We start from the raw sequence: 21414 nt of genomic DNA, 5'->3' as shown, positions 1-21414 counted from the left end.
GTGCCCGAACCCGTGAGGAGGCCGTGGATGAGCGAACCGAGCCATGGCGTCACCCTGGCGGCGATCCATGCCGCCCGTCGGCGCCTCGAGGGCCAGGTGGCCCGCACGCCCCTGGTGCGTTCCGATGCCCTGTCGCGGCGCTTCGACGCCGAGATCCTGCTCAAGCTCGAGACCTGCCAGCCCACCGGCGCCTTCAAGCTGCGCGGCGCCACCAACATGATCGCGGCGCTGATCGAACGGCACGGCCGCGAGGCGCTGGCCGCCGGAGTAGTGACCGCCTCCACCGGCAACCATGGGCGGGCGGTGGCCCATGCGGCGGCGCGGCTGGGGATCCCGGCGGTGGTCTGCCTGTCGCGGCTGGTGCCCGCCGACAAGGCCGAGGCCGTCGCCGCCCTGGGGGCCGAGGTGCGGCGGGTCGGTGAGAGCCAGGATGCGGCCTTCGCGGAGGTCGAGCGGCTGGTCCGCGAGCGGGGCATGGTCCTGATCCCGCCCTTCGACGACCCCCTCATCGCCGCGGGCCAGGGCACCATCGGCCTGGAGCTGCTGGAGGACGCGCCCGATCTCGACCGTGTCCTGGCCGGGCTCTCCGGCGGTGGCCTGCTCGGCGGGATCGGGGCGGCGCTCAAGGCGCTCCGCCCCGAGGTCACCGTCACCGGGGTCAGCCTCTCCCGCGGCGCGGCCATGGCCGAGAGCCTGGCGGCGGGCCACCCGCTGGCGGTGGAAGAGGTGGCGAGCCTGGGAGATTCCCTGGGCGGCGGCATCGGCCTCGACAACCGCTGCACCTTCGCCCTGGTCCGCGAGGTCATGGACGAGCACTACCGGGTCTCGGAGGCGGCCATCGCCGCGGCCATGGTCGACTTCCTCGAGCACGAGAAACGCCTGGTCGAGGGGGCCGCCGCGGTCGGCCTGGCGGCCCTGGCCGAGCACGGCATCGCGGTGCGCGGGCAGAAGGTGGCCCTGATCGTCTCGGGCAACGCCGTGTCGCTCGAAACCTTCGATCGGGCCCGGGCGCTGGCGGGACGCTGAATTGTGAGGTGTAAGGGGTGAGGGGTAAGGATACGGCGATTACCTCCTCCTCACCCCTCTCACCTGACTCTTGTAACTCCTCACCCTTCACCCCTTACCGCGCACGGAGATTTCCCATGCAGCTCTATCAACGCAACGCCATCGAGGCCGCCGTGGGCATCGATCGAGAGGCCCTGGTGGCGGTGGAGGCCGGTTTCGCCGCCCTGGGCCGCGGCGAGGCCGTGCAGCCCCCGATCCTGTCCATGGCCATCGAGGAGGCCAATGGCGAGGTGGACGTCAAGACGGCGCATATCCGCGGCGCCGCGCGCTTCGCCATCAAGGTCAGCCCCGGCTTCTTCGACAACCCCAGGCTCGGCCTGCCGAGCCTCAATGGCCTGATGATGGTGTTCTCGGCGAGGACCGGCCAGGTGGAGGCCGTGCTCTTCGACGAGGGCTACCTGACCATGGTGCGCACGGCCCTGGCGGGGGCCATCGCCGCCCGCCACCTGTCCCGGGAGAACAGCCGCCGGGTGGCGGTGCTGGGGGCCGGCGAGCAGGCCGAGCGCCAGGTGGAGGCCCTGCGCCTGGTGCGGGACATCCGCGTCGTGGATATCTGGGCCCGTCGTCGGTCGGCGGCGGAGGCCCTGGCCGAGCGGCTGCGCGCCCGCGGCCTCGAGGCGCATGTCCATGAGGACGTCCCCGCCGCCTGCGCGGCGGCCGATATCATCGTCACCGCCACGCCGTCCCGGACGCCGCTGCTCTTCGCCCGGGACCTCCCGGAGGGCGTGCACGTCACCGCCATGGGCTCGGACAGTCCCGACAAGCGCGAGCTCGACGCCTCGGTGCTGACCCGGGCCGACGCCTTCGTCGCCGACAGCCGGGCCCAGAGCGAGACCAACGGCGAGCTCAAGGCCTTTGCCGGCCGGGAGACGCCGTTCAAGGTCCACGAGCTGGGCCGGGTGATCGCCGGCGGTGACATGCTGCGGCTCTCGGCGGCCACCATCACGGTCTGCGACCTCACCGGGACCGGCGTCCAGGACACCGCCATCGCCGACCATGCGCTGTCGCGGCTGGTCGGGACCTAGGTCGTCTTGTGTGCGTCCTCGGCCAGGCGCAGGCTGCACGGGTGAGCCCAGTGATCGACGTAAGGAGAGAGCACGAGATGGCAATGGTACTGGCCTTCGATGTCTACGGAACCCTGATCGATACCCATGGCGTGGTCACCGAACTGGAGCAGCGGTTGGCCGCCCAGGGCCAGTCCGACCTGGCCCCGGAGTTCTCGCGACGCTGGCGGGACAAGCAGCTCGAGTACAGCTTCCGTCGCGGCCTGATGGGGGCCTACGTGGACTTCTCGCAGTGCACCCGGGAGGCCCTCGAGTACACCGACCGGGCGCTGCGCACCCGACTCGGCGAGGCCGACAAGGATCACCTGATGGACGCCTACGCGCGACTGCCGGCCTTCCCCGAGGCCGAGGCCGCCCTGGCGCGCCTCGCCGAGGCCGGCGTGACCTGTGTGGCCTTCTCCAACGGCAGCCGCGACGCCGTCGAGGGCCTGCTGGGCGAGGCCGGCCTGCTCGAGCGCTTCGACGACATCGTCAGCGTCGAGGAGGTCAAGCGCTTCAAGCCCGACCCCGCGGTCTATGCCCACCTGCGCCATCGCCTCGAGGTGGAGCCCGGTGATACCTGGCTGATCTCGAGCAACGCCTTCGACGTCATCGGCGCCCGCCATGCGGGCCTGCATGCGGCCTGGGTCCGGCGCCTGCCGGAGGCGCCCTTCGATCCCTGGGGCATCGAGCCCGACCTCACCGTGGCGGATCTGGCGGGACTGGTCGAGGCCCTGGTCTGATCGTCAGGAGGGACACTCCAGGGGCGTGGCATCCGCCGAGAAGACCATCCGGCCGAACCAGGCACGGGCATCGCCCCCGGCATTGTCGCCGTCGGTCATCAGGGCCACGCCGTCGATGGTCTCCGGAGTGGCCCCGAACAGGCGGCGGTAGTCCGCGCGCACGTCGCGGACCTCGGCGACCCAGTCGCCGACCCGGGCCGGGCCTCCCTGCAGCGCCAGCAGGTGGGCCCGGTCGGTGAAGGCGTTGGGCCAGTCGCTGCCGGCGGCCTGGGTCGACGACCACACATAGTTCACCGACTGGACCTGCCAGGGCAGCAGGCCGGTGCGCCGCGCCACATAGACCCGTCCCGGGTAGTCGTCACCCCCCTTGGTGGTCTCGTCGAGGCCGGGATAGATCCCCGAGACTCGCCAGCACCATTTCAGGTAGGGGGTGGCGGTCAGGTCGATCCGCCGCTCCAGGTACTTGGCCGAGGCCTGCCCATCGGCCCGGGCCCGCAGCACCATCTGGCCGTCGAGCTCCACCAGCCGATACTCGGTGTGGCCGGCGAAGGAGCGGCTCGGCCAGCCGAGGATGTCGCGGGGCGAGAACGCCAGTTCGGCGGCGGCCGAGATGCTCGCCAGGCCGAGAGCCAGGCCGGCCAGCAGGCACCGCGCCTGGCGGTGTGGGGGAGCGGGACGTTGACGCATGGGGCCTCCTATCGGGGAGGGGCGGGTGACTGGAGCGATGCCAGGGCCTGGGTCGTGTCGGCCGGGCATTCCTTACCCGGGTGACTTGACCCGCTGCCGGGTGTCGCCAAGGCTGAGAACTCCACCGACGGGAGGGAATGCCATGAGGCGAGTGACCAGGCCCCTGGCCATGCTGGGGCTGGCGATGGGGGTGGCCCTCGGCGCCGCCGCCGATGATACCCACGAGAGATCACCACACGGCATCCTTCACAGAATAAGCCAGGATGACATCGCCCGGGTCGACGGCCGCCTGCGCGAGGCCCTGGAGGCTCGCGGCATGCGCCTGATGACGGTGGTCGACCATGCCGGGAACGCCGCCGGGGTCGATCTCGAACTGCCCGAGACACGCACCTTCATCTTCGGCAACCCCGCCGTGGGCACCCCCATGATGCAATGCCAGGGCAGCCTCGCCCTGGACCTGCCCCAGAAGATGCTGCTGCGCGAGACCACCGAGGGCACCCGCATCGAGTGGAACGATCCCCATTACCTGGCCCGGCGCCATGACCTCGAGGCCTGCGACCTGCCGCTGGACAAGGTGGCGGGAGCGCTGTCGGCCATCGCCGAGGCGGCCGCCGGACCCTAGCATCCCGGGGGTTCAGCGCTCCTCGTCGTCACTGACCTCGGCCTCCGTTGGGGGGCTCGAAGTGGCGGCCCACCCGGTGAAGCACCTCGAACTGGCGGTCGCAGTTGCGGCAAGCACCGCACATCGCCAGGTGCAGGCGCAGCGACAGGCGTTCCTGGAAGGTCAGGGAGCGGTCCCGTTTCAGCGACATCAGGCGTGTCGCCTCCTTGCACATCATCATGCCGATTCCTCCAGCCAGCCGCGTTCGATGCAGGCGCGAAGGCGCAGGCGTGCCCGGTGGAGCATCACCCAGCAGTTGTTCTCCTTGATGCCGACCTCATGGCAGATATCGTCGGTGGAAAGGCCCATCAGCTCGCGCAGCGAGAAGACCCGGGCCAGATTGTCCGGCAGGCCGATCATGCAGGCGTCGAAGACCTGCCAGAAGCGCTCGTTCTCGAAGGCCGCCTCCGGCTCGCCCCAGTTCCCCGGCCGGGCGGATTCCAGCCAGCGGCCGTTGCGCTGGAACTGGCGATCGATGGCCTCGTCCTCCGCCTCCTCGTCGAGGGGCTGCCACTTGCCCTGGCGCTTCTGGGTCCGCATGGCGTCGAGGATCTTGTACTTGAGGATGCCGAACACCCAGGTCTCGTAGCCGGAGCGGCCGGCGAAGGCCTCCTGCTTCTCGATGGCGGCGACCAGGGCCTCCTGTACGGCGTCCTCCGCCAGCGCGGCATCGCGAAGGTGCATCAGGGCGAAGGCCACCAGGCGCGGCCTGACGGCCGCCAGGCGGCGGTGGCGATCATCGTCAGTGCTTGTCGAGGTCACATGGGCTCCCTGTCACGGCGTGAAAGCGTCCAGGGCGGCGAGTCGCCCCAGGTCCTCTGGACGGTCAACATCCCATACCTCGGCCGGACAGGCCAGTCGCCATCCCAACGCGCGTGCCCGCTGCCGGGTCTGGGCCATGACGCGGGCCGTGCCCCAGTCGATCCCGCGAAACAGGCCGGGGTGGCTCGCGCGGACACCCACCAGGGCGTAGCCGCCGTCCTCGGCGGGCAGGCAGACCGCCTCCGCCGTCTGCAGGGCCGCGTGGCATTGCCGCAGCAGCGTGGGTGTCAGCACCGGACAGTCGCTGCCCACCAGCAGGCCGGGGCCGTGCATGGCCGCCAGGGCACGATGCATGCGTTCACCCAGGTCGCCTTCGGGCTGGGCGGCCAGGCGAATGCCGTGGGTCTCGGCGAGGGTCAGGAACAGGGGGTGGGCAGGGTCCAGGGCCGTCCACAGGGTGATCCGCTCGGGCCGCGTCGCCGCCAGCGCCATGGCCAGGGTGTGACGCAGCAGCCGGACATGCAGGGCCGCCGCCCCCGCCTCGCCCAGCACGGGAATTAGCCGCGTCTTGACGCGTCCGGGCAAGGGCGCCTTGGCGAGGATCGCCAGCCGCGGGCCGTGCTCCCTGGGCTCAGCGGACATCACGGTAGTGCCTGGCCAGTCGTTCGGGGGCGGCGCCGCGCCAGTAGCGGTAGCGCAGCCACCACATCAGCAGGAGGGTCCGCCAGGCGCCCCGGCGCTCCCAGCGTCGCCCGTCGCTGACCACCGGGCCCGGCAGGCACGCCGGGCGCGACAGGCGCTTCAGGCGCCGGGACATCTCGATATCCTCCATCAGCGGCTGATCGGGAAAGCCGCCCACGGCGTCGAAGGCCTCGCGGGTCATGAACAGCGCCTGGTCGCCGGTGGCGATGCCGGTGAGCCGCGAGCGCAGGGTCATGGCCCGGGCGATCACCGGCAGCAGCGGATGGCGACCGGCCAGGCGGATATCGAAGCGTCCCCAGCGGTGCCGGCCGGCCAGGGCCGCGGCGATGCGTCGGTCGGCGTCGGGGGGCAGGCGCGTGTCGGCATGCAGGAACAGCAGCCGGTGGGCCCGGGCCAGCCGGGCCCCGGCGTTCATCTGGCGGGCCCGGCCGGGCGCGGCGACGCCGACCCGCGTGGCCAGGGGCTCGGCCAGGGCGACGGTGTCGTCCCGGCTGCCGCCGTCGACCACGATCACCTCGGCGCCGCGCTCGCGATACGCGCGCAGTGCGTCGAGGGTCGCCGCGATCGTGCCGGCCTCGTCCAGCGTCGGCACGATGATGGAAAGGGGCGGCGGGGCTGGGTGTGGGTCGTGCACGGTCGGTGTCCTGGCGACGTCCATGGGCAAGGCGCCCCCTTGGGTCGGCGCGCCTGTCCAAACCTTACCGCGAACTCGCGCCCGTGTAAGTCCCGGCGCGGATCGCCGACGAATTCCGGAGAGGCGATTCATGCGCCGAGGGGGAAAACGCGATGATGGCTCGCGCCTGGTTGACCGTGATCCTGGGCCTGTCTCTGCTCCCGGCCGGGGCGGCGGCCTCGTGGGCGGCGGCCCCGCCGACGCTCCCCGATCCCGAGGTGCCGCTGGCGCATTCCCTGGCGGCCTATCGGCAGGCGGTGCGTCCCGGTGGGCCGGGCAAGGACGGCATTCCCGCCATCGACCGGCCGCGCTTCGAGTCGGCGAGCGAGGCGGATGCCTGGCTGGCGCCGGGCGACCGGGTGATCGGCCTCCAGCGGGATGGCGAGGCCCGGGCCTATCCCCAGCGCATCCTGGTCTGGCACGAGATCGTCAACGATGTGGTGGCCGGCGAGTCGCTCGCCATCACCTACTGCCCGCTGACCGGCTCGGCGCTGGGCTTCCGTCGCGGCGACAGCACCTTCGGCGTCTCCGGGCGCCTGCTCAACAGCAACCTGGTGATGTACGACCGGGCCACCGACAGCGAGTGGCCGCAACTGCTGGGCCTGGCCATCGACGGTCCCCTGGCCGGCCAGGGGCTGGTCCCCGAGCGACTGGTGTGGACGACCTGGGAGGCCTGGCGGGCGCGTCATCCCGGGACCCGGGTGCTGAGCCGCGACACCGGCTATGTACGCAACTACCGGCGTGACCCCTATGGTGGCTACAACCCGCTGGCCGGCTACTATCGGCCCGAGAGTCGCCGGCTCTTCCCGGTGATGGCCGAGGATACCCGCCTGCCGCCCAAGGCCATGGTGCTGGCCTTCCGCGAGGCCGAGGGCGCCGCCGCCGTCAGCCTCCCGGCGTTGCGCGAGGCCGGGATGGTGCGCCTGACCCTCGGGGAGCGCGCCTATGTGGTCATCCACGATCCCGGACTGGCTACCGGCTGGGTGTTCCGTACTTCCGCGGGCCAGGCCATCGACCCCGCCTCGCTGCGCTTCGGCCCTGGCGGTGTGAGTGGGCCGGAGGTCGAGGCGCTCGAGCCGGTGAACGCCTTCCAGGTCATGTGGTTCGCCTGGGCCGGCTTCCACCCCGACAGCGTGCTGATCGGTGAGGGGGAAGCGCCATGACCGCCCTGGCCCGCCTGCTCGCGGCGCTGTTCTCGCGGCCCGCCACCCTCGTCATGATGGCCGCGACGACCCTGGGCTATGCGCTGCTCATCCTGTGGCTGTCCGGCGATATCGCCGGCGGCGGCCGGGGCGGCGTGCGCCTGTCCATCACCGCCTGGCATCGGATGGTCGAGTCACGTGGGCCGCTTCGCTTCGAGCCGGTGGGCCTGCTCGAACTGGGACCCTGGGTGTGGACCCTCAGTCCCCTCGACACCCTGATCGCCCTGGGGCTCGGCCTGCTGCTGGGGGGCAACCTGGCCGGGCTGTGGCTGGCCCGCCGGGCACCGGCCGCCTGCCCGAGGCGTGCGCCCGCCAGCGGAGGGCTGGCGGCCCTGCCGGCGTTGCTGGCCGGCGGTGCCTGCTGTGCCCCCCTGCTGGTGGTCTGGCTGGGGTTGCCGATCGCCGGCGGCCTGGCGGTCCTGGCCCCCTGGCTGATCCCGCTGGCCTACCTGGCCCTGCTGCTGGGGCTCGTCCGCCTGGCGGTCTGGCGTGAGCAGCAGGGCCAGGTAGGCCAGGAGGGCCGGGGAGGGGGGCGATGACGACCTGGCTGGAGCGGTGCGGCTATTGGCTGGGCTGCTGGCTGTCCTGCCCGCGGCCCTGGCACCGCACGGTGGCCCCCTACGACGAGGACGTGCGCGGCTGCCTGCGCCCGGGGGATGTCCTGCGGGTCGAGGGCTCGTCCCGGCTGAGCACGGTCATCAAGTACCTGACCCAGTCCTCCTGGTCCCACGCCGCCCTCTATGTGGGAGAGCGCCAGGCCCGCCGGCTGGGCGCCCATCCGGGCCAGTGGTTCATCGAGGCCGACCTGGCCGAGGGGGTGCGCATGGTGGGCTTCGACGCCTACCGGGGCCATACCCTGCGCATCTGTCGCCCGGTGGGCCTGTCGGCGGCGGAGATCGAGCGGCTGATCGACTTCGCCCACGCCCGGGTGGGCCATCACTATGACCTGCGCAACATCGTCGACCTGGCCCGCTACCTGTTGCCGCTGCCCCCGGTGCCGGTCGCCTGGCGGCGCCGCCTGCTGGCGCTCGGCAGCGGCGATCCCACACGGGCCATCTGCTCGACGCTGCTCGCCGAGGCCTTCCAGTCGGTGCACTATCCCATCCTGCCGATCCGCGTCGCCGGCCATCGTCGGCTGTTCCGGCGGCGGCACTACACCCTGTTTACGCCACGGGACTTCGATATCTCGCCGTTCTTCGACGTCGTCAAGCCACGCCTGGTCGGCGGCTTCAGCCCCCGCGAGCTGCGCTGGCTGGAGGATCTGCCCGCGCCGCGCGTCCCGGCACGGGTCGCGCCCGAGTCCTAGGGTGCGAGCTCGATCACCCGCCCCCCGGCCGCCACGGCATCGTCGCGGTCGTGGGTCACCATCAGGGTCGGCAGGCCCCGGGCGCGGATACGCGCGAACACCAGGCGGCGCATCTCGTCGCGCAGGGCGGCATCGAGCTTGGAGAAGGGCTCGTCGAGCAGCATGGCCCGCGGCTCGGCCAGCAGCACCCGCATCAGGGCGACCCGGGCGCGCTGCCCGCCGGACAGGGTCGCCGGGTCGCGGTCGGCGAAGCCCGTCAGCCCGATGTCCGCCAGCGCCGCCTCGACGGCCCGCCGGCGCCGTCGGCGGCCGCCCCCGGCGGGCATGCCGAAGGCCAGGTTGCCGCCCACGCTGAGGTGGGGAAACAGCAGCGGGTCCTGGAAGAGCAGTCCCAGCCGCCGGCGCTCCGGGGGACGACGGCTCAGGTCGTCGTCGCCGAGCCGGATCCGCCCGGTGGCGTGGAACACCGGGGCCAGGAAGCCGGCGACCTGGGCCAGCAGCGTCGACTTGCCGACCCCGGATGGGCCCATCAGGGTCAGCACCTCGCCGGGAGGGATGCGGGCATCCACGGCGACCAGGGTCTGCTCGCCGTGGCGGATGGTCACCTCCTCCAGGATCAGGGGAGATCGGGCGGTCGGGGGCGTTGTCTGGGTCATGGCAGGAGCTGGCGTCGATGGTGAAAGAGCAGGCGGGGCAGGCCCAGGGCCAGCGCGAAGCCCAGGGCCGGCAGGGCGAGCTGGCCCAGCGCGTAGACCGCCGTCAGGCGGCGGTCGCCGCCGCTGGCCAGGCTCACCGCCTCGGTGGTCAGGGTGGCCAGCCGGCCGGCGCCGAGCAACAGGGTCGGCAGGTACTGGCCGACGCTGACCGCGAAGCCCACCGCGGCGGCCACGGCGATGGGCCCCGCCAACATGGGCAGCCGCACCCGCCGGAAGATGGCGGCCCGGGACGCCCCCAGGGCGGCGGCGACCTGGCTCCAGCGGGGGTCGAGCCGCCGATAGCTCTCGGCCAGCGAGAGGAACACATAGGGCAGCACGAAGAGGCTGTGGCCCAGGGTCACCGCCAGCCAGCCGGCGGCGAGGCCGAGCTGGGCCTGGAGCTGGACCAGGCCGTAGAGAAAGGCCACCGGGGGCACCAGCAGCGGCAGGTAGAGGATCAGCTGGGCCCCGGGCCGCAGCGGCCGCCGGCGCAGGGTCTCGGCCTCCAGGCAGCCGACCACCAGCACCACCGACAGCGCGGTGGCGCCGAGGCCGATGGAGGCGGTATGGCGCAGCGGGCCCAGGGCCGTGTCGGCGGCCTCCCGCCAGGTCCGCAGCGTCATCGGCGAGGGCCAGGCGGCGGGGAAGGGCCAGTAGGCGGCCAGCGACCAGAGGATCAGCCCGGCCAGGCTGGCCGCCAGCAGGCCGATGGCCAGCCAGGTCAGAGTGGCGCCGAGCACCCGGCCGGTGGCCTCGCCGCGTCGCCGGCCGCCATCGATCAGCCAGCCGGCCGCCAGCCGCCGCACCAGGCGCTCGGCTCCCCACCAGGTAAGCAGGGCGAGGGCGGTGGCGGCGAGTTGCAGCAGGGCCCCGGCCGAGGCCAGGAAACGCAGCGACAGGTCGGGGTCGCCGAGCCAGCGGACCACCGCCACGGCCAGGGGCGGCGGCGTCGAGGGGCCCAGGATCAGCGCCACCTCGACGGTGGACGAGGCGAAGGCGATGACCGCATACACCGGCAGGCGGATCAGCGGATAGAGCCCCGGCAGCACGGCCTTGGCGAAGGCGCTGACCGGACCGTAGCCCAGCGAGCGGGCCACCATCAGGCGTTCTCGGGCCTGGCACTGGGGCAGGGCGGCCAGGCTCATCAGCAGCAGGAAGGGCACCTCCTTGAGCACCAGGCCGGCAATCAGCGCCACGCCGTTCGGGTCGCCGGGGAAGAGGTAGTCCGGCGGCTGCGTCCAGCCGGTGAGCCAGGGCGAGAACAGGCGGCTGGCGAGCCCCGAGGGGGCCAGCAGGAAGGCCAGGCCGATGGCGGCGGCGGCGTGGGGCACGGCCAGCAGCGGCGACAGCAGGCGCCTGACCACCCGGAACAGCGGCGTCTCGAGGAAGGCCGCCAGGAACAGCACCACGATGGCCAGGGCCAGCAGGGTACTGGCGAGCCCGGTGACCAGGCTCAGCCGCAGCATGTCCGTGAGCCCCGGCGCCTGCCACAGCGCCTGCCAGTGGTCCAGCGTCCAGGTCCGGCCACCCAGCGCCGGCAGCCAGCCGAAGGCCGGCGCCACGACCCCCACCAGGCCCGCGACCACGGGCAGCACCAGCAGCAGGATGGTGAGGCGGGGCAGCAGGCGAATCCCCAGGGTGAAGCCCGACATCAGTATCCCGCCCGACCGTCAGCCCTGGGCATAGCGCGCGAGCCAGGCCGCCTCCAGGGCCTCCATCCAACTGGGGTGGGGCTCGGGCAGCAGCCTCTCCAGGGCCTCCGGGGGCAGGCGCGCCGGGTTGTCGTCGTCTCCGCTGAACAGTGCCCGGGCGTCGGCGTCGAGCCGGTCCATGTCGAGCACGGTGGGATCGCCCCAGACGGCGATGGCCTGCTTGCGGGCCTGGGCCTCGGGGGAGAGCAGGTAGTTGGCCAGCACCATGGCCCCGGCCTTGTGCCGGGCATTGAAGGGAATCGCCACGAAGTGGACATTGCCCAGGGTGCCGCCGTCCAGCACGTAGCTACGGGTACTGGGGGGCAGTTGGTAGTCGGCCACCGCCGCGGCCGGCTCGGCGGGATTGAAGGTGAAGGCCAGGGACAGTTCGCCGTCGCCCATCAGCTGCTTGAGCTCGGGCCCGCTGGCGGGGAAGTGGCGGCCCTGGCGCCACAGGTGCGGATGCAGGGCATCCAGGTAGTCCCACAACGGGGTCGTCACCGCCGCTACATCGTGGTCGCTCGCCGGCTCGGCCAGTACCGTCGGGTCCTCGACCAGCTCGAGCAGGGCCTGCTTGAGGAAGGTGCTGCCCAGGAAGTCCGGGACCAGGGGATAGGTGAAGCGGCCGGGGTTGGCCTTCGCCCAGTCGAGCAGGGCCCGCATGTCGCGCGGCGGCGCCTCGACGCGCTCGGCATCGTAGTAGAAGGTCAGCTGGGCCTTGCCCCAGGGGGACTCGTAGCCCTCGGTGGGCAGGGTGAAATCGGTGCGCATCTCGGGATTGTCGTCCGGCGCGGTCAGCGCGAAGTTGGGCAGCCGCTGGGTGAAGGGACCGAACAGCAGGGCGTGGCGCTTCATGGCGGCGAAGTTCTCGCCGTTGATCCACACCAGGTCGATGGCGCCTTCCTCCTGGTTGCCCGCCGACTTCTCGGCGATGACCCGGGAGACCGCCGCCGCGGTGTCATCGAGCTTGACGTGGACGACTTCCACCCCGTGGCGCTCGGCCATCCGCTCGGCTACCCAGGCGATGTAGCGGTTGACGGTGGCATCCCCGCCCCAGGCGTTCCAGTAGACGGTCTGCCCCCGGGCCTGGGTCTCGATCTCGCCCCAGTCCTCGGGCAGGGCCGTCTCGGCGGTCGCCGCCGCAGGGAGCGAGAGGGCCAGCGCTATCGCCAGCAGCAAGGGGAGCGCGCGTCGGGCCGGGTCGCTTGGGGTCATGGTGGTGATCCTGTGTGGCGGGGGGAGCGGGAAGACCGGGCGGCCAGGGCATCGAGTTCGTCGCGGCCGCGCCGCAGCGTGGCCGGCTCCAGGTAGTGGTCGACCCGCCCGCGCACATGGGCGACCAGGGCCTCCTCGCTGAGCGCGGCGGACCAGTCCTCGCCGTCCCGGGGGTGACGGGGCCGACGCCCCTGGGCGACTCGCCACTTGGCACACCAGGTCAGCGACCACAGCCACATGGCACGGCGACAGGCCAGCAGGGCGTCCGGGGGATGCGTGTCGGCTTCCATGCCCATGGCCTCGCGCCAGTGGTCATGGAAGCCGGCGACCTGGTCGAGGCTCAACACCGCCCGGCTGGCGAGGTCCCAGGTGGTGGAGGTGTAGAGGCTGGCATGGGCCAGGTCGAAGCCCGGCAGGCCATAACGGCACTTCTCCAGGTCGACCAGCACCGCGCGGCCGCCGGCCTCGACCAGGAAATTGCCCGGATGGGCATCGAAGCTGATCAGCCGCGCCATGCCCGCGGCCCCCGGCAGCCGGTCGGGGAGCGCGGCGAGCTGGGCCTCGATCAGCCGGCGTGCCTCGGCCCCGAGCCCCGCCTCGGGCAGGGCGGCGGCCTGGCCGAGCACTTCCTCGCGCATCGCCCGCCAGGGATCGTCGGGCGCCTGCAGGGGCGCGCGTTCCGCCACCGGTGGGCGGGGCAGCCGATGCAGGCCCGCCAGGCTGCGCGCGATGGCCGCCAGGTCCTCGGGCAGCCGGGCCGGGCGGCCCACGATGGCCTCGACCAGCAGGGCGCCCCGGGGCAGGTCCGCGTCCGGCGGCAGGCGGCCGTGCAGGGCCGGGGCATGGCCGCCGACGGCGGCCCGCGCGAAGCAGGCCGCCTGGTAGGCCAGGTTGTCCCTGGCCGGCAGCCCCATCTGGCTCTGCTTGGGGATGCGCGCCACCAGGTCGTCGCCCGAGCGGTGCAGCCACACATGCCAGTGGGCGAGGCCGGTATCGGCCATCGCCGTGAGCTCCCGGACCGCGGCGAGTTCGCCGGCCCGCGCCAGGGCGCGGGTCAGGCGAGCGAGCAGGGTGTCCGCGTCGCGGCGATCCGTGTCGGCCGGGTGGGGCGACGTCTCGGGCATCGGGGGTCCTTTTGGTGGTAGCGTGCCTGCACTCGGTCGCATACGGCACGCACTCCTTACAACGGTGGGCGGCAAGGCCTCGCCCTCGTGTCTCAGCATAGCCGCCGGCGCCCGTCGGCCGGGAGCTCGCCGTCAACGCCGCATCCTGGCACCCCGACGCCGTGATCGCCAGTCGCGCCACGAAAAAGGGCGCCACCGTGGCCGGTGGCGCCTAACGAGTCAGCATGGCGAGCATGCCGGGGAGTCGGCGGCCGGGGGCCGCCGCGAGAGAGCCGGGATCAGCGCAGGCGCTGGCCGGAGACGCTGGGATGGTAGAGCGGTTGCACGGTATTGCCGTCCGGGTCCTTGCAGTAGAGGCTGCGCCCCCCGTCGGCGTGGTCGTGGGGGCCGCGCACCACCTCGACACCCCGCTCGAGCAGGTAGGCGTGCCAGGCATCCACGTCCTCGCGGGCATCGACCACGAAGCCGAAATGGTCGAGGCGCTGGGGATCGTCACCGGTAGGGCGACGGGCCCGGGAAAGCGAGACATTGTCATTGCCGAGCGTCAAGTAGACGAGGTCCTCGTGGGCGCGACGCAGTACGTCCAGGCCGAGCACCTCGACGTAGAAGCGCTCGCAGGCCTCCAGGTCCTGGACCTGCAGGGCGATGTGGCGCATGCCGTTGAACGGGGCGGGGCGTTGCATGGGACCTCCTCGGCGCGATGGGGCTTCATCAATACGTTGGAAAATGTTTCCATAAAAAGTGGCAATCCACAACCCTCGGGAGTCCCCATGTACTGCATCATCGTCCAGACCCGGCTGAAGCCCGGCACCCGCGAGCGTTTCCTCGCGGCCATGCTGCCCAATGCCGAGGCCTCGGTGCGCGACGAGCCGGGCTGCCATGCCTTCGACGTGATCGAGGATCGCGATACCCCGGACCTCTTCCACCTCTATGAGATCTACACTGACCAACAAGCCCTGGCGACCCACAAGGCAACACCGCACTACGCGGCCTGCCGGGCGGTCGTCAACGAGCTGATCGCCGAGCAGCAGGTGATTCGCGCCGATGTCCTGGCGACGAGCCCCGGGGTGCGCCCCGGGGCCTGAACGAATCGCCCCGCCCGGCATCACAGGATTAACCTTATGCCAAGGCGAGGCACCATGATGTCCACGCGATCGCTGTCCCGGCATCGAGTCGTCTTCTGGCTGAGCCTGGCCTGTCTGCTGCTGGGTAGCCTGGCCGCCTGGCAGTCGACGGCTCAGCAGGAGGCGCGCGACACGGCGCTGGTGATGACCCTCGACGGTGCCATCGGCCCGGCCACCAGCGACTACTTCATGCGCGGTCTCGACCTCGCCGAGGAGGGCGGCGCCGAGCTGGTGGTGGTGCAGATGGATACCCCCGGGGGCCTCGACGCCGCCATGCGCGACATGATCTCCGCCATGCTGTCCTCCGAGGTGCCGGTGGCCTTCTATGTTTCCCCCGGCGGCGCCCGGGCGGCCAGCGCCGGCACCTACCTGCTCTACGCCAGCCATGTGGCGGCCATGGCCCCGGCCACCCACCTGGGCTCGGCCACGCCGGTGCAGATCGGTGGCGGGGGCGGTCTCCCCGGCATCGGCGAGCCGGAGACGCCGGACGACCCGGCGGGGGAGGCGAATGAGGGCGACGGTGCCTCCAGCGGCGGCAAGGACAAGAGCGGCGGGTCGGCAAGCGAGGAGGGCGCGGGCAGCGAGCGAGGCGACACCGCCGAGACGCCGGGCAGCGAGCCGGACAAGCGCCGTGGCGAGACCGCCATGGAGCGCAAGGTGCTCGAGGACGCCGTGGCCTACATCCGCTCGCTGGCCAATCGTCATGGCCGCAACGCCGACTGGGCCGAGGCCGCGGTGCGCGAGGCGGTCAACCTCACCGCCCGGGAGGCACTGGAGCAGAACGTCATCGACGTGCTGGCCACCGACCTCGACGACCTGCTGGCGCAGATCGACGGCCGCGAGGTGGTCATGGCCGACGGGACACTGACCCTGGCCACCGCCAATCTGGCCGTCGAGCGCTTCGATCCGGACTGGCGAACCCGCTTGCTGGAAGTGATCACCAACCCCAACGTGGCCTACTTCCTGATGATCATCGGCTTCTACGGCCTGATCTTCGAGCTCTCCAACCCCGGCAGCCTGGTGCCGGGCACCATCGGCATCATCTGCCTGTTGCTGGCGCTCTTCGCCTTCCAGGTGCTACCCGTTAACTATGCCGGCCTGGCGTTGATCCTGGTGGGGCTGGGGCTGATCGTCGGCGAGGCCCTGATGCCCAGCTTCGGCATCCTCGGCATGGGTGGCATCGTGGCCTTCGTGATCGGCTCGGTGATGCTGATGGACGCGGACACCCTGAACATCTCGTTGCCGTTGATCGGCGGCATCGCCCTGGTGGCGGCGGGGCTGATGCTGTGGATCATGACCCGCTTCCTCGGCCTGCGCCGGCGTCCGGCGCGCACCGGCCAGGAGGAACTGCTGGGCAACGAGGCCGAGGTGCTGGAGGACTTCCAGGGCGAGGGCCACGTGCGGCTCCATGGCGAGCGCTGGAACGCGCGCAGCCGTCGTCCGCTGAACCGCGGCCAGGTGGTGCGCGTGGTCGGCATCGATGGCCTCACCGTCGAGGTCGAGCCGGAGGACGGAGCGTCCTGAAGGAGGCCGGCGGACGCCGGCCCTCAACGTCGAGGAGAGACAACCATGATGATTTCCTATCTCGTGCCGGTCGTCCTGGTGCTGATGCTGCTGGCGGCCTCGATCCGCATCCTGCCGGAGTACAAGCGTGGCGTGGTGTTCTTCCTGGGGCGCTTCCAGGCGGTCAAGGGGCCGGGGCTGTTCATCATCATCCCCGGCATCCAGAAGATGGAGGTGGTCGACCTGCGGGTGATCACCATGGACGTGCCCGAGCAGGACGTGATCTCCCAGGACAACGTCACCGTCAAGGTCAATGCCGTGCTCTACTTCCGGGTGGTGGATCCGGAGAAGGCGATCATCCAGGTGGAACACTTCGTCAACGCCACCAGTCAGCTGGCCCAGACCACCTTGCGTTCGGTGCTCGGCAAGCACGACCTGGACGAGATGCTCTCCGAGCGCGACAAGCTCAACGACGATATCCAGGAGATCATCGACGCCTCGGCGGAGGGCTGGGGCATCAAGGTGGCCAACGTCGAGATCAAGCACGTCGACCTGGACGAGAGCATGATCCGCGCCATCGCCCGCCAGGCCGAGGCGGAGCGCGAGCGGCGCGCCAAGGTCATCCACGCCGAGGGCGAGCTGCAGGCCTCGAAGAAGCTCGTCGAGGCCGCCCACGTCATGTCGGCGAATCCTGCGGCGCTTCAGCTGCGCTACCTGCAGACCATGAACGACATGAGCAACAAGAACGCCTCCACCATCGTGGTACCCCTGCCCATCGACCTGTTGGAAGCCTTCAAGCCGTTGGGTGGTGGCCGCACCGTCTCGCCACGCGGTGAACCCGACGACGCCTGAGCCCAGGGTGCAGTGCAGCACGGGTTCTGATAGACTCTGGCGCTCTCGTCGGGGGTGTTCGTTAGACGTTCGTTCAACGCCCCCGCTGATCTCGAGCAAGGGAACCGACAGACCGTGATGACCCCTCGTTCCGGGCTGGCCACGCCGCCCTAGCTTTCCCTCCCGATTCGGGTCGCGATGCCGCCGCCACGGCGGCATCGCGGCCGGGCATCATGCCGATGTCCTGGGCGCCCCGCGCCCGCCTTGCGACTTCCGCCTGCTCATCGACACGCCTCGGCGTCGGCATCCCTCGCGATGTCGGGAAGGGTTGCGCACGTCACGCATTCTGGCGCCCCCCGGCATGACAATCACCCCTGACTGGACCGCAGCATGTACGAAAAGATGAAACTGAGTTGGTTCTCCAACCTCAAGGGCGACACCCTGGCGGGCATCGTCGTGGCCCTGGCCCTGATCCCCGAGGCCATCGCCTTCTCCATCATCGCCGGGGTCGACCCCAAGGTCGGCCTCTATGCCTCCTTCTCCATGGCCGTGATCATCGCCTTCGCCGGCGGCCGACCGGGGATGATCTCGGCGGCCACCGGGGCCATGGCGCTGCTCATGGTGACCCTGGTCAAGGAGCACGGCCTGGAGTACCTGCTGGCCGCCACCCTGCTCACCGGGGTGCTGCAGATCGCCGCGGGCTACCTGCGGCTGGCCGACCTGATGCGCTTCGTCTCGCGCTCGGTGGTCACCGGCTTCGTCAATGCCCTGGCGATCCTGATCTTCATGGCGCAACTGCCGGAGCTGACCAACGTGACCTGGCATGTGTATGCCATGACCGCGGCGGGGCTCGGCATCATCTACCTCTTCCCCTACGTACCGGTGATCGGCAGGACCCTGCCCTCGCCGCTGGTCTGCATCCTGTTACTCACCGCCGTCTACCTGCTGACCGGCATGGACATCCGCACCGTGGGCGACATGGGCGAACTGCCGGACAGCCTGCCGGTGTTCCTGTGGCCGGAAGTGCCGCTCAACCTGGAGACCCTGATGATCATCCTGCCCTACTCGGTGATGCTCACCGTGGTGGGCCTGCTGGAATCGATGATGACCGCCACCATCGTCGATGACCTCACCGATACCCAGAGCGACAAGAACCGCGAGTGCAAGGGCCAGGGCATCGCCAACATCGGCACCGGCCTGCTCGGCGGCATGGCGGGCTGCGCGATGATCGGCCAGTCGGTGATCAACATCAAGTCGGGGGGCCGCTCTCGTCTCTCCACCCTGATCGCCGGCGTCGCCCTGCTGATGATGGTGGTGTTCCTCGCCGACTGGGTCTCGCAGATTCCCATGGCGGCCCTGGTGGCGGTGATGATCATGGTTTCCATCGGTACCTTCAGCTGGACCTCGATCCGCGATCTCAAGAAGCATCCGCTGTCCACCAACCTGGTGATGCTCGCCACCGTGGTGGTCACGGTGGGCACCCACAACCTGGCCATCGGCGTCTTCGTCGGCGTGCTGCTGGCGGCGCTGTTCTTCGCCAACAAGGTCGGCAACATCCTCTACATCGGCTCCGAGGAGGCCGACGAGGGCAGCCACCGGATCTACCAGGTGGTCGGCCAGGTGTTCTTCGCCTCCTCCGAGCGCTTCGCCGCGGCCTTCGACTTCAAGGAGAGCGTGGAGAAGGTGACCATCGACCTGTCCCGGGCCCACTTCTGGGACATCACCGCCGTCCAGGCGCTGGATCGGGCGGTGATCAAGTTCCGCCGCGAGGGCACCGAGGTGGAGCTGATCGGCCTCAACGAGGCGAGCGCCACCATCGTCGATCGCTACGCCATCCACGATGACCCGGAGGCGGTCGAGAAGCTGATGGGTGGCCACTGAATGCTACCCGATGGCAGGGCTGTTGCAGTCAGCCGTCGACAGGACTTCGAGGGAGCGCTGTGAACTCGTCCGTGGGCGCTACCGACGCCCTGCAGCGCTCTTGTATCCTGCTTCGCTTGCAGGGCCGGTGCTGGCCATCCATGGCCAGCCCGTTCGGAGGAAGCCTCCTCACCCATGGCGTAGGACCCCCACTACGACCTGTCCCCGGAGTTTCTTGTCGTGCTCAACGGCGATTGCCCTGCTCCCTATGGCCCCCTGTGACGGGGCGGCCACGATGGTGTAGAACGTGGGAACGAGACAATACACGCCAGCTTCAGGACAGACAGATGACAGAACAGGTGATGGCCGCCATCGACGGCTCGCAGTTTTCCGAGGGTGTCTGTGACTATGCGGCCTGGGCCAGCCTGGCGCTCGAGGCGCCGCTGACCTTCCTGCACGTGGTCGACAACCACCCCCAGACCGCCGAGGCGGATCTCTCCGGCAACATCGGCCTGGGCTCACGGGAGCACCTGCTCGAGGAGCTCTCGCACCTGGACGAGCAGCGCGCCAAGGTGGCCCAGGAGCAGGGTCGCCTGATGCTCCAGGCGGCTCGGGATCGGGCCATCGAGGACGGCGTGGCGGAGCCCGCCACTCGCCAGCGCAACGGCACCCTGGTCGAGACCCTGGCCGAGCTGGAGGATGACATCCGCCTGCTGGTGGTCGGCAAGCGCGGCGAGACCGCGCATCAGGCCAGCGAGCACCTGGGCTCCAACCTGGAGCGGGTGGTCCGTAGCCTGCACCGCCCGATCCTGATGGTGCCCGAGGCCTTCCAGCGCCCCGAGAAGGTGATGATCGCCTTCGACGGCAGCAAGACCACCCGCAAGGGCGTCGAGATGCTGGCCAAGAGCCCGCTTTTCAAGGGCATTCCCTGCCACGTGCTGATCGTCGGTGCCGACACCGGTGACAACCGCTCCCAGCTCGACTGGGCGCTCGCCACCCTGCGCGAGGCCGGCCACGAGGCCGAGGGCGCCATCCGGGCCGGCGAGGTGGAGGAGACCCTGCGGGCCTACAAGGAAGAGCACGCCATCAACCTGGTGGTGATGGGGGCCTACGGGCATTCGCGGATTCGCCACCTGCTGCTGGGCAGCACCACCACCTCGGTGCTGCGCCGGGCCAGCATTCCCGTGCTGTTGCTGCGCTGAGCCGCTGCCCTCCGGGGCGTCTCATCCCGTGACAGGCCCCGCTTCGGCGGGGCCTTTCTCGTCGTCACCGTCCATCGGGAGATCGCCATGAGCTATCGCACCCTGCTGAGGGACCATCGGGGGCTGCTCGGCATCGCCTTCCTGGCGATGTTCTCGTCGAGCCTGGGCCAGAGCTTCTTCATCGGCCTCTTCCAGGTCCCCATCAGCGAACGGCTGGGCCTGTCCGCCGGCGAGTTCGGCACCGCCTACGCCCTGGTCACCCTGGCCAGTGGCTTCGCCATGCTGCGCCTCGGCCCCAGCATCGACTGGGTGGCGCCGCGTCGCTTCGCCCTGGCCGTCCTCCTGGTGCTGCTCGCCGGCATCCTGTTGCTGACGCTGTCCCCCGGGTGGCTGGTCGGGCTACTGGGACTGGGCCTGGTGCGCCTGTGCGGCCAGGGCATGATGAGCCACCTGGGCAATACCCTGGCGGGACGCGAGTTCAGCGTCCTGCGTGGCCGCGCCCTGGGGCTCGCCGGGCTGGGGTTGATGCTCGGCGAGACCCTGCTGCCGCCGCTGGTGGCCACCCTGCTGGTGTGGCTGGGCTGGCGCGAGCTGTGGTGGAGCCTGGCCGCGGGGGTCGCCCTGGCGTGGCTGCTGATGCTGGGTGGCGCTCGCTGGCCGTCGGCACCGCGCTCGCGGCGGGACCGGCAGGCGACCCGCGATGGTCCGCGGCCCTTCCGCGAGGCGCGCTTCTGGCGCTTGCTGCCGCTGCTGATGGTCCTGCCGATCACCATGACCGGGCTATTCATCTATCAGGCGTACCTGACCGAGTCCATGGGCAGCACGCTGGCCATCTACTCCCTGGCCCTGACCGGCATGGGGCTCGCCAAGCTACCCGGGGCGCTGCTCGGCGGCCACTGGGTCGACCGGCTGGGGCCGGTGCGCCTGGCGCGCCTCTACCTGATGCCCTTCGCCCTGGCCCTGCTGCTGGCCATCACCCTGGGGGGCCATCTGGCGGTGTGGGTCCTGATGATGGGGGGTGGCCTGGCGATGGGCGCCCAGGAGTCCATTGCCACCAGCCTGCTGGTGCGGCTCTGGGGCGCCGAGCACCTGGGCCGGGTGCGTGCCACCCTGAGCGCGGCCATGGTGTTCTCCACCGGGATCGCCCCGGCGGTGCTGGGGGTGGCGCTCGACCTGGGCGCCTCCTTCCCCCTGGTACTGGCGGGCATGCTGGCGCTGCTGGTCGGCAGCTGGTGGCTGGCCCAGGGTGTGCTGGCCAGCCCCGAGGCACAGGGACATAGCCCTAGACCTCATGGCGTGTAATGCAAGCCATGAGGTCAAAATAT

At 70.9% G+C, this 21414-nt stretch carries 23 protein-coding genes; 13 read left to right on the top strand and 10 right to left on the bottom strand.

All coding sequences use genetic code 11. From position 1 onward, the window contains the following. The first annotated feature begins 27 nt into the window (after nucleotides 1-27). The 3 genes from eutB to OCT48_RS15075 all read left to right on the top strand — a co-directional run bounded on the left by eutB (nucleotide 28) and on the right by OCT48_RS15075 (nucleotide 2851). Complete coding sequence (gene eutB / locus OCT48_RS15085) at nucleotides 28-1026, top strand: hydroxyectoine utilization dehydratase EutB (protein WP_263589949.1); 999 nt, start codon at nucleotides 28-30, stop codon at nucleotides 1024-1026. Between the two features lie 116 nt (nucleotides 1027-1142). Then, nucleotides 1143-2090 (top strand): cyclodeaminase, encoded by a 948-nt coding sequence (locus tag OCT48_RS15080; protein ID WP_263589948.1) that lies wholly within the window; start codon nucleotides 1143-1145, stop codon nucleotides 2088-2090. Between the two features lie 77 nt (nucleotides 2091-2167). After that, nucleotides 2168-2851 (top strand): haloacid dehalogenase type II, encoded by a 684-nt coding sequence (locus OCT48_RS15075; protein WP_263589947.1) that lies wholly within the window; start codon nucleotides 2168-2170, stop codon nucleotides 2849-2851. A 3-nt stretch (nucleotides 2852-2854) separates the two neighbouring features. Here OCT48_RS15075 and OCT48_RS15070 read toward each other — a convergent pair whose 3' ends face one another. Continuing rightward, the gene (locus OCT48_RS15070; RefSeq protein ID WP_263589946.1) at nucleotides 2855-3538 is read right to left on the bottom strand and encodes a DUF3047 domain-containing protein; all 684 of its coding nucleotides are present in this window, start codon (nucleotides 3536-3538) and stop codon (nucleotides 2855-2857) included. 142 nt (nucleotides 3539-3680) lie between these two features. On the opposite strand from OCT48_RS15070, the gene OCT48_RS15065 reads away from it, so the two are divergent. Next, complete coding sequence (locus OCT48_RS15065; protein WP_263589945.1) at nucleotides 3681-4160, top strand: DUF302 domain-containing protein; 480 nt, start codon at nucleotides 3681-3683, stop codon at nucleotides 4158-4160. Between the two features lie 28 nt (nucleotides 4161-4188). On the opposite strand, the gene OCT48_RS15060 is transcribed toward OCT48_RS15065, so the two are convergent. From OCT48_RS15060 to OCT48_RS15045, 4 genes are read right to left on the bottom strand one after another with little or no spacing between them, the layout of a single operon-like run. After that, nucleotides 4189-4380, bottom strand: a complete 192-nt coding sequence (locus OCT48_RS15060) for a zf-HC2 domain-containing protein (RefSeq protein ID WP_263589944.1) — start codon at nucleotides 4378-4380, stop codon at nucleotides 4189-4191. Next, nucleotides 4377-4961: a sigma-70 family RNA polymerase sigma factor gene (locus OCT48_RS15055; protein WP_263589943.1), complete on the bottom strand. Its 585-nt coding sequence runs from the start codon at nucleotides 4959-4961 to the stop codon at nucleotides 4377-4379. The genes OCT48_RS15060 and OCT48_RS15055 overlap by 4 nt, the downstream gene beginning before the upstream one ends. Before the next feature lie 12 nt (nucleotides 4962-4973). Next, nucleotides 4974-5603: a TIGR04282 family arsenosugar biosynthesis glycosyltransferase gene (locus OCT48_RS15050; RefSeq protein ID WP_263589942.1), complete on the bottom strand. Its 630-nt coding sequence runs from the start codon at nucleotides 5601-5603 to the stop codon at nucleotides 4974-4976. Continuing rightward, nucleotides 5593-6297 carry a TIGR04283 family arsenosugar biosynthesis glycosyltransferase gene (locus OCT48_RS15045; RefSeq protein WP_318152520.1) on the bottom strand — a complete coding sequence of 235 codons (705 nt, stop codon included), beginning with the start codon at nucleotides 6295-6297 and terminating at the stop codon, nucleotides 5593-5595. The genes OCT48_RS15050 and OCT48_RS15045 overlap by 11 nt, the downstream gene beginning before the upstream one ends. A 152-nt stretch (nucleotides 6298-6449) precedes the next feature. Here OCT48_RS15045 and OCT48_RS15040 point away from each other — a divergent pair, with 152 nt between their 5' ends. Genes OCT48_RS15040 through OCT48_RS15030 form a run of 3 tightly spaced genes read left to right on the top strand, consistent with a single transcriptional unit; the run spans nucleotide 6450 to nucleotide 8844 of the window. Next, complete coding sequence (locus OCT48_RS15040) at nucleotides 6450-7499, top strand: DUF3179 domain-containing protein (RefSeq protein ID WP_263589941.1); 1050 nt, start codon at nucleotides 6450-6452, stop codon at nucleotides 7497-7499. Then, nucleotides 7496-8077, top strand: coding sequence for a hypothetical protein (locus OCT48_RS15035; RefSeq protein WP_263589940.1), 582 nt, complete (start codon nucleotides 7496-7498; stop codon nucleotides 8075-8077). The genes OCT48_RS15040 and OCT48_RS15035 overlap by 4 nt, the downstream gene beginning before the upstream one ends. Further along, entirely contained in the window at nucleotides 8074-8844 is a 771-nt protein-coding gene (locus OCT48_RS15030; protein ID WP_263589939.1) for a YiiX/YebB-like N1pC/P60 family cysteine hydrolase, read from the top strand. Before OCT48_RS15035 ends, OCT48_RS15030 begins: the two co-directional genes overlap by 4 nt. On the opposite strand, the gene OCT48_RS15025 is transcribed toward OCT48_RS15030, so the two are convergent. The 5 genes from OCT48_RS15025 to OCT48_RS15005 all read right to left on the bottom strand — a co-directional run bounded on the left by OCT48_RS15025 (nucleotide 8841) and on the right by OCT48_RS15005 (nucleotide 14252). Then, nucleotides 8841-9500 (bottom strand): ATP-binding cassette domain-containing protein, encoded by a 660-nt coding sequence (locus tag OCT48_RS15025; RefSeq protein WP_263589938.1) that lies wholly within the window; start codon nucleotides 9498-9500, stop codon nucleotides 8841-8843. The genes OCT48_RS15030 and OCT48_RS15025 overlap by 4 nt on opposite strands. Next, the gene (locus OCT48_RS15020; RefSeq protein ID WP_263589937.1) at nucleotides 9497-11191 is read right to left on the bottom strand and encodes an ABC transporter permease; all 1695 of its coding nucleotides are present in this window, start codon (nucleotides 11189-11191) and stop codon (nucleotides 9497-9499) included. The genes OCT48_RS15025 and OCT48_RS15020 overlap by 4 nt, the downstream gene beginning before the upstream one ends. Before the next feature lie 18 nt (nucleotides 11192-11209). After that, nucleotides 11210-12445, bottom strand: a complete 1236-nt coding sequence (locus OCT48_RS15015; RefSeq protein ID WP_263589936.1) for an ABC transporter substrate-binding protein — start codon at nucleotides 12443-12445, stop codon at nucleotides 11210-11212. After that, on the bottom strand, nucleotides 12442-13569 hold the full coding sequence (locus OCT48_RS15010) for a phosphotransferase family protein (protein ID WP_263589935.1): 1128 nt from the start codon (nucleotides 13567-13569) through the stop codon (nucleotides 12442-12444). Before OCT48_RS15010 ends, OCT48_RS15015 begins: the two co-directional genes overlap by 4 nt. 278 nt (nucleotides 13570-13847) lie before the next feature. Next, nucleotides 13848-14252, bottom strand: coding sequence for a VOC family protein (locus OCT48_RS15005; protein WP_263589934.1), 405 nt, complete (start codon nucleotides 14250-14252; stop codon nucleotides 13848-13850). An 87-nt stretch (nucleotides 14253-14339) separates the two neighbouring features. Here OCT48_RS15005 and OCT48_RS15000 point away from each other — a divergent pair, with 87 nt between their 5' ends. The 6 genes from OCT48_RS15000 (at nucleotide 14340) to OCT48_RS14975 (ending at nucleotide 21391) form a co-directional block, all read left to right on the top strand. Then, a complete protein-coding gene (locus OCT48_RS15000; RefSeq protein WP_263589933.1) occupies nucleotides 14340-14654 on the top strand; it encodes a putative quinol monooxygenase in 315 nt (104 codons plus the stop codon). A 57-nt stretch (nucleotides 14655-14711) separates the two neighbouring features. After that, complete coding sequence (locus OCT48_RS14995; RefSeq protein WP_263592631.1) at nucleotides 14712-16217, top strand: NfeD family protein; 1506 nt, start codon at nucleotides 14712-14714, stop codon at nucleotides 16215-16217. Nucleotides 16218-16262: 45 nt separating this feature from the next. Continuing rightward, the gene (locus tag OCT48_RS14990; RefSeq protein WP_263589932.1) at nucleotides 16263-17048 is read left to right on the top strand and encodes a slipin family protein; all 786 of its coding nucleotides are present in this window, start codon (nucleotides 16263-16265) and stop codon (nucleotides 17046-17048) included. Between the two features lie 369 nt (nucleotides 17049-17417). Beyond that, nucleotides 17418-18908 (top strand): SulP family inorganic anion transporter, encoded by a 1491-nt coding sequence (locus OCT48_RS14985; protein ID WP_263589931.1) that lies wholly within the window; start codon nucleotides 17418-17420, stop codon nucleotides 18906-18908. 326 nt (nucleotides 18909-19234) lie between these two features. Next, a complete protein-coding gene (locus OCT48_RS14980) occupies nucleotides 19235-20089 on the top strand; it encodes a universal stress protein (RefSeq protein ID WP_263589930.1) in 855 nt (284 codons plus the stop codon). An 87-nt stretch (nucleotides 20090-20176) separates the two neighbouring features. After that, entirely contained in the window at nucleotides 20177-21391 is a 1215-nt protein-coding gene (locus OCT48_RS14975; protein WP_263589929.1) for an MFS transporter, read from the top strand. Nucleotides 21392-21414: the final 23 nt, after the last annotated feature.

Source organism: Halomonas sp. M4R1S46, assembly GCF_025725685.1.
GTDB lineage: Bacteria > Pseudomonadota > Gammaproteobacteria > Pseudomonadales > Halomonadaceae > Halomonas.
The sequence above is the reverse complement of the archived record's forward strand: the minus strand, read 5'-3'. Positions and strand labels throughout refer to the sequence as shown.

What these genes read in the sequence shown, in the direction of transcription:
- OCT48_RS15010 (WP_263589935.1), bottom strand. Translation starts at nt 13,569, where the DNA reads ATGCCCGAGACGTCGCCCCACCCGGCCGACACGGATCGCCGCGACGCG.
- OCT48_RS15070 (WP_263589946.1), bottom strand. Translation starts at nt 3,538, where the DNA reads ATGCGTCAACGTCCCGCTCCCCCACACCGCCAGGCGCGGTGCCTGCTG.
- OCT48_RS15050 (WP_263589942.1), bottom strand. Translation starts at nt 5,603, where the DNA reads ATGTCCGCTGAGCCCAGGGAGCACGGCCCGCGGCTGGCGATCCTCGCC.
- OCT48_RS15060 (WP_263589944.1), bottom strand. Translation starts at nt 4,380, where the DNA reads ATGATGATGTGCAAGGAGGCGACACGCCTGATGTCGCTGAAACGGGAC.
- eutB (WP_263589949.1), top strand. Translation starts at nt 28, where the DNA reads ATGAGCGAACCGAGCCATGGCGTCACCCTGGCGGCGATCCATGCCGCC.
- OCT48_RS14990 (WP_263589932.1), top strand. Translation starts at nt 16,263, where the DNA reads ATGATGATTTCCTATCTCGTGCCGGTCGTCCTGGTGCTGATGCTGCTG.
- OCT48_RS15030 (WP_263589939.1), top strand. Translation starts at nt 8,074, where the DNA reads ATGACGACCTGGCTGGAGCGGTGCGGCTATTGGCTGGGCTGCTGGCTG.
- OCT48_RS15015 (WP_263589936.1), bottom strand. Translation starts at nt 12,445, where the DNA reads ATGACCCCAAGCGACCCGGCCCGACGCGCGCTCCCCTTGCTGCTGGCG.
- OCT48_RS15075 (WP_263589947.1), top strand. Translation starts at nt 2,168, where the DNA reads ATGGCAATGGTACTGGCCTTCGATGTCTACGGAACCCTGATCGATACC.
- OCT48_RS14985 (WP_263589931.1), top strand. Translation starts at nt 17,418, where the DNA reads ATGTACGAAAAGATGAAACTGAGTTGGTTCTCCAACCTCAAGGGCGAC.
- OCT48_RS15020 (WP_263589937.1), bottom strand. Translation starts at nt 11,191, where the DNA reads ATGTCGGGCTTCACCCTGGGGATTCGCCTGCTGCCCCGCCTCACCATC.
- OCT48_RS14975 (WP_263589929.1), top strand. Translation starts at nt 20,177, where the DNA reads ATGAGCTATCGCACCCTGCTGAGGGACCATCGGGGGCTGCTCGGCATC.
- OCT48_RS15035 (WP_263589940.1), top strand. Translation starts at nt 7,496, where the DNA reads ATGACCGCCCTGGCCCGCCTGCTCGCGGCGCTGTTCTCGCGGCCCGCC.
- OCT48_RS14980 (WP_263589930.1), top strand. Translation starts at nt 19,235, where the DNA reads ATGACAGAACAGGTGATGGCCGCCATCGACGGCTCGCAGTTTTCCGAG.
- OCT48_RS14995 (WP_263592631.1), top strand. Translation starts at nt 14,712, where the DNA reads ATGTCCACGCGATCGCTGTCCCGGCATCGAGTCGTCTTCTGGCTGAGC.
- OCT48_RS15065 (WP_263589945.1), top strand. Translation starts at nt 3,681, where the DNA reads ATGAGGCGAGTGACCAGGCCCCTGGCCATGCTGGGGCTGGCGATGGGG.
- OCT48_RS15040 (WP_263589941.1), top strand. Translation starts at nt 6,450, where the DNA reads ATGATGGCTCGCGCCTGGTTGACCGTGATCCTGGGCCTGTCTCTGCTC.
- OCT48_RS15025 (WP_263589938.1), bottom strand. Translation starts at nt 9,500, where the DNA reads ATGACCCAGACAACGCCCCCGACCGCCCGATCTCCCCTGATCCTGGAG.
- OCT48_RS15080 (WP_263589948.1), top strand. Translation starts at nt 1,143, where the DNA reads ATGCAGCTCTATCAACGCAACGCCATCGAGGCCGCCGTGGGCATCGAT.
- OCT48_RS15005 (WP_263589934.1), bottom strand. Translation starts at nt 14,252, where the DNA reads ATGCAACGCCCCGCCCCGTTCAACGGCATGCGCCACATCGCCCTGCAG.
- OCT48_RS15000 (WP_263589933.1), top strand. Translation starts at nt 14,340, where the DNA reads ATGTACTGCATCATCGTCCAGACCCGGCTGAAGCCCGGCACCCGCGAG.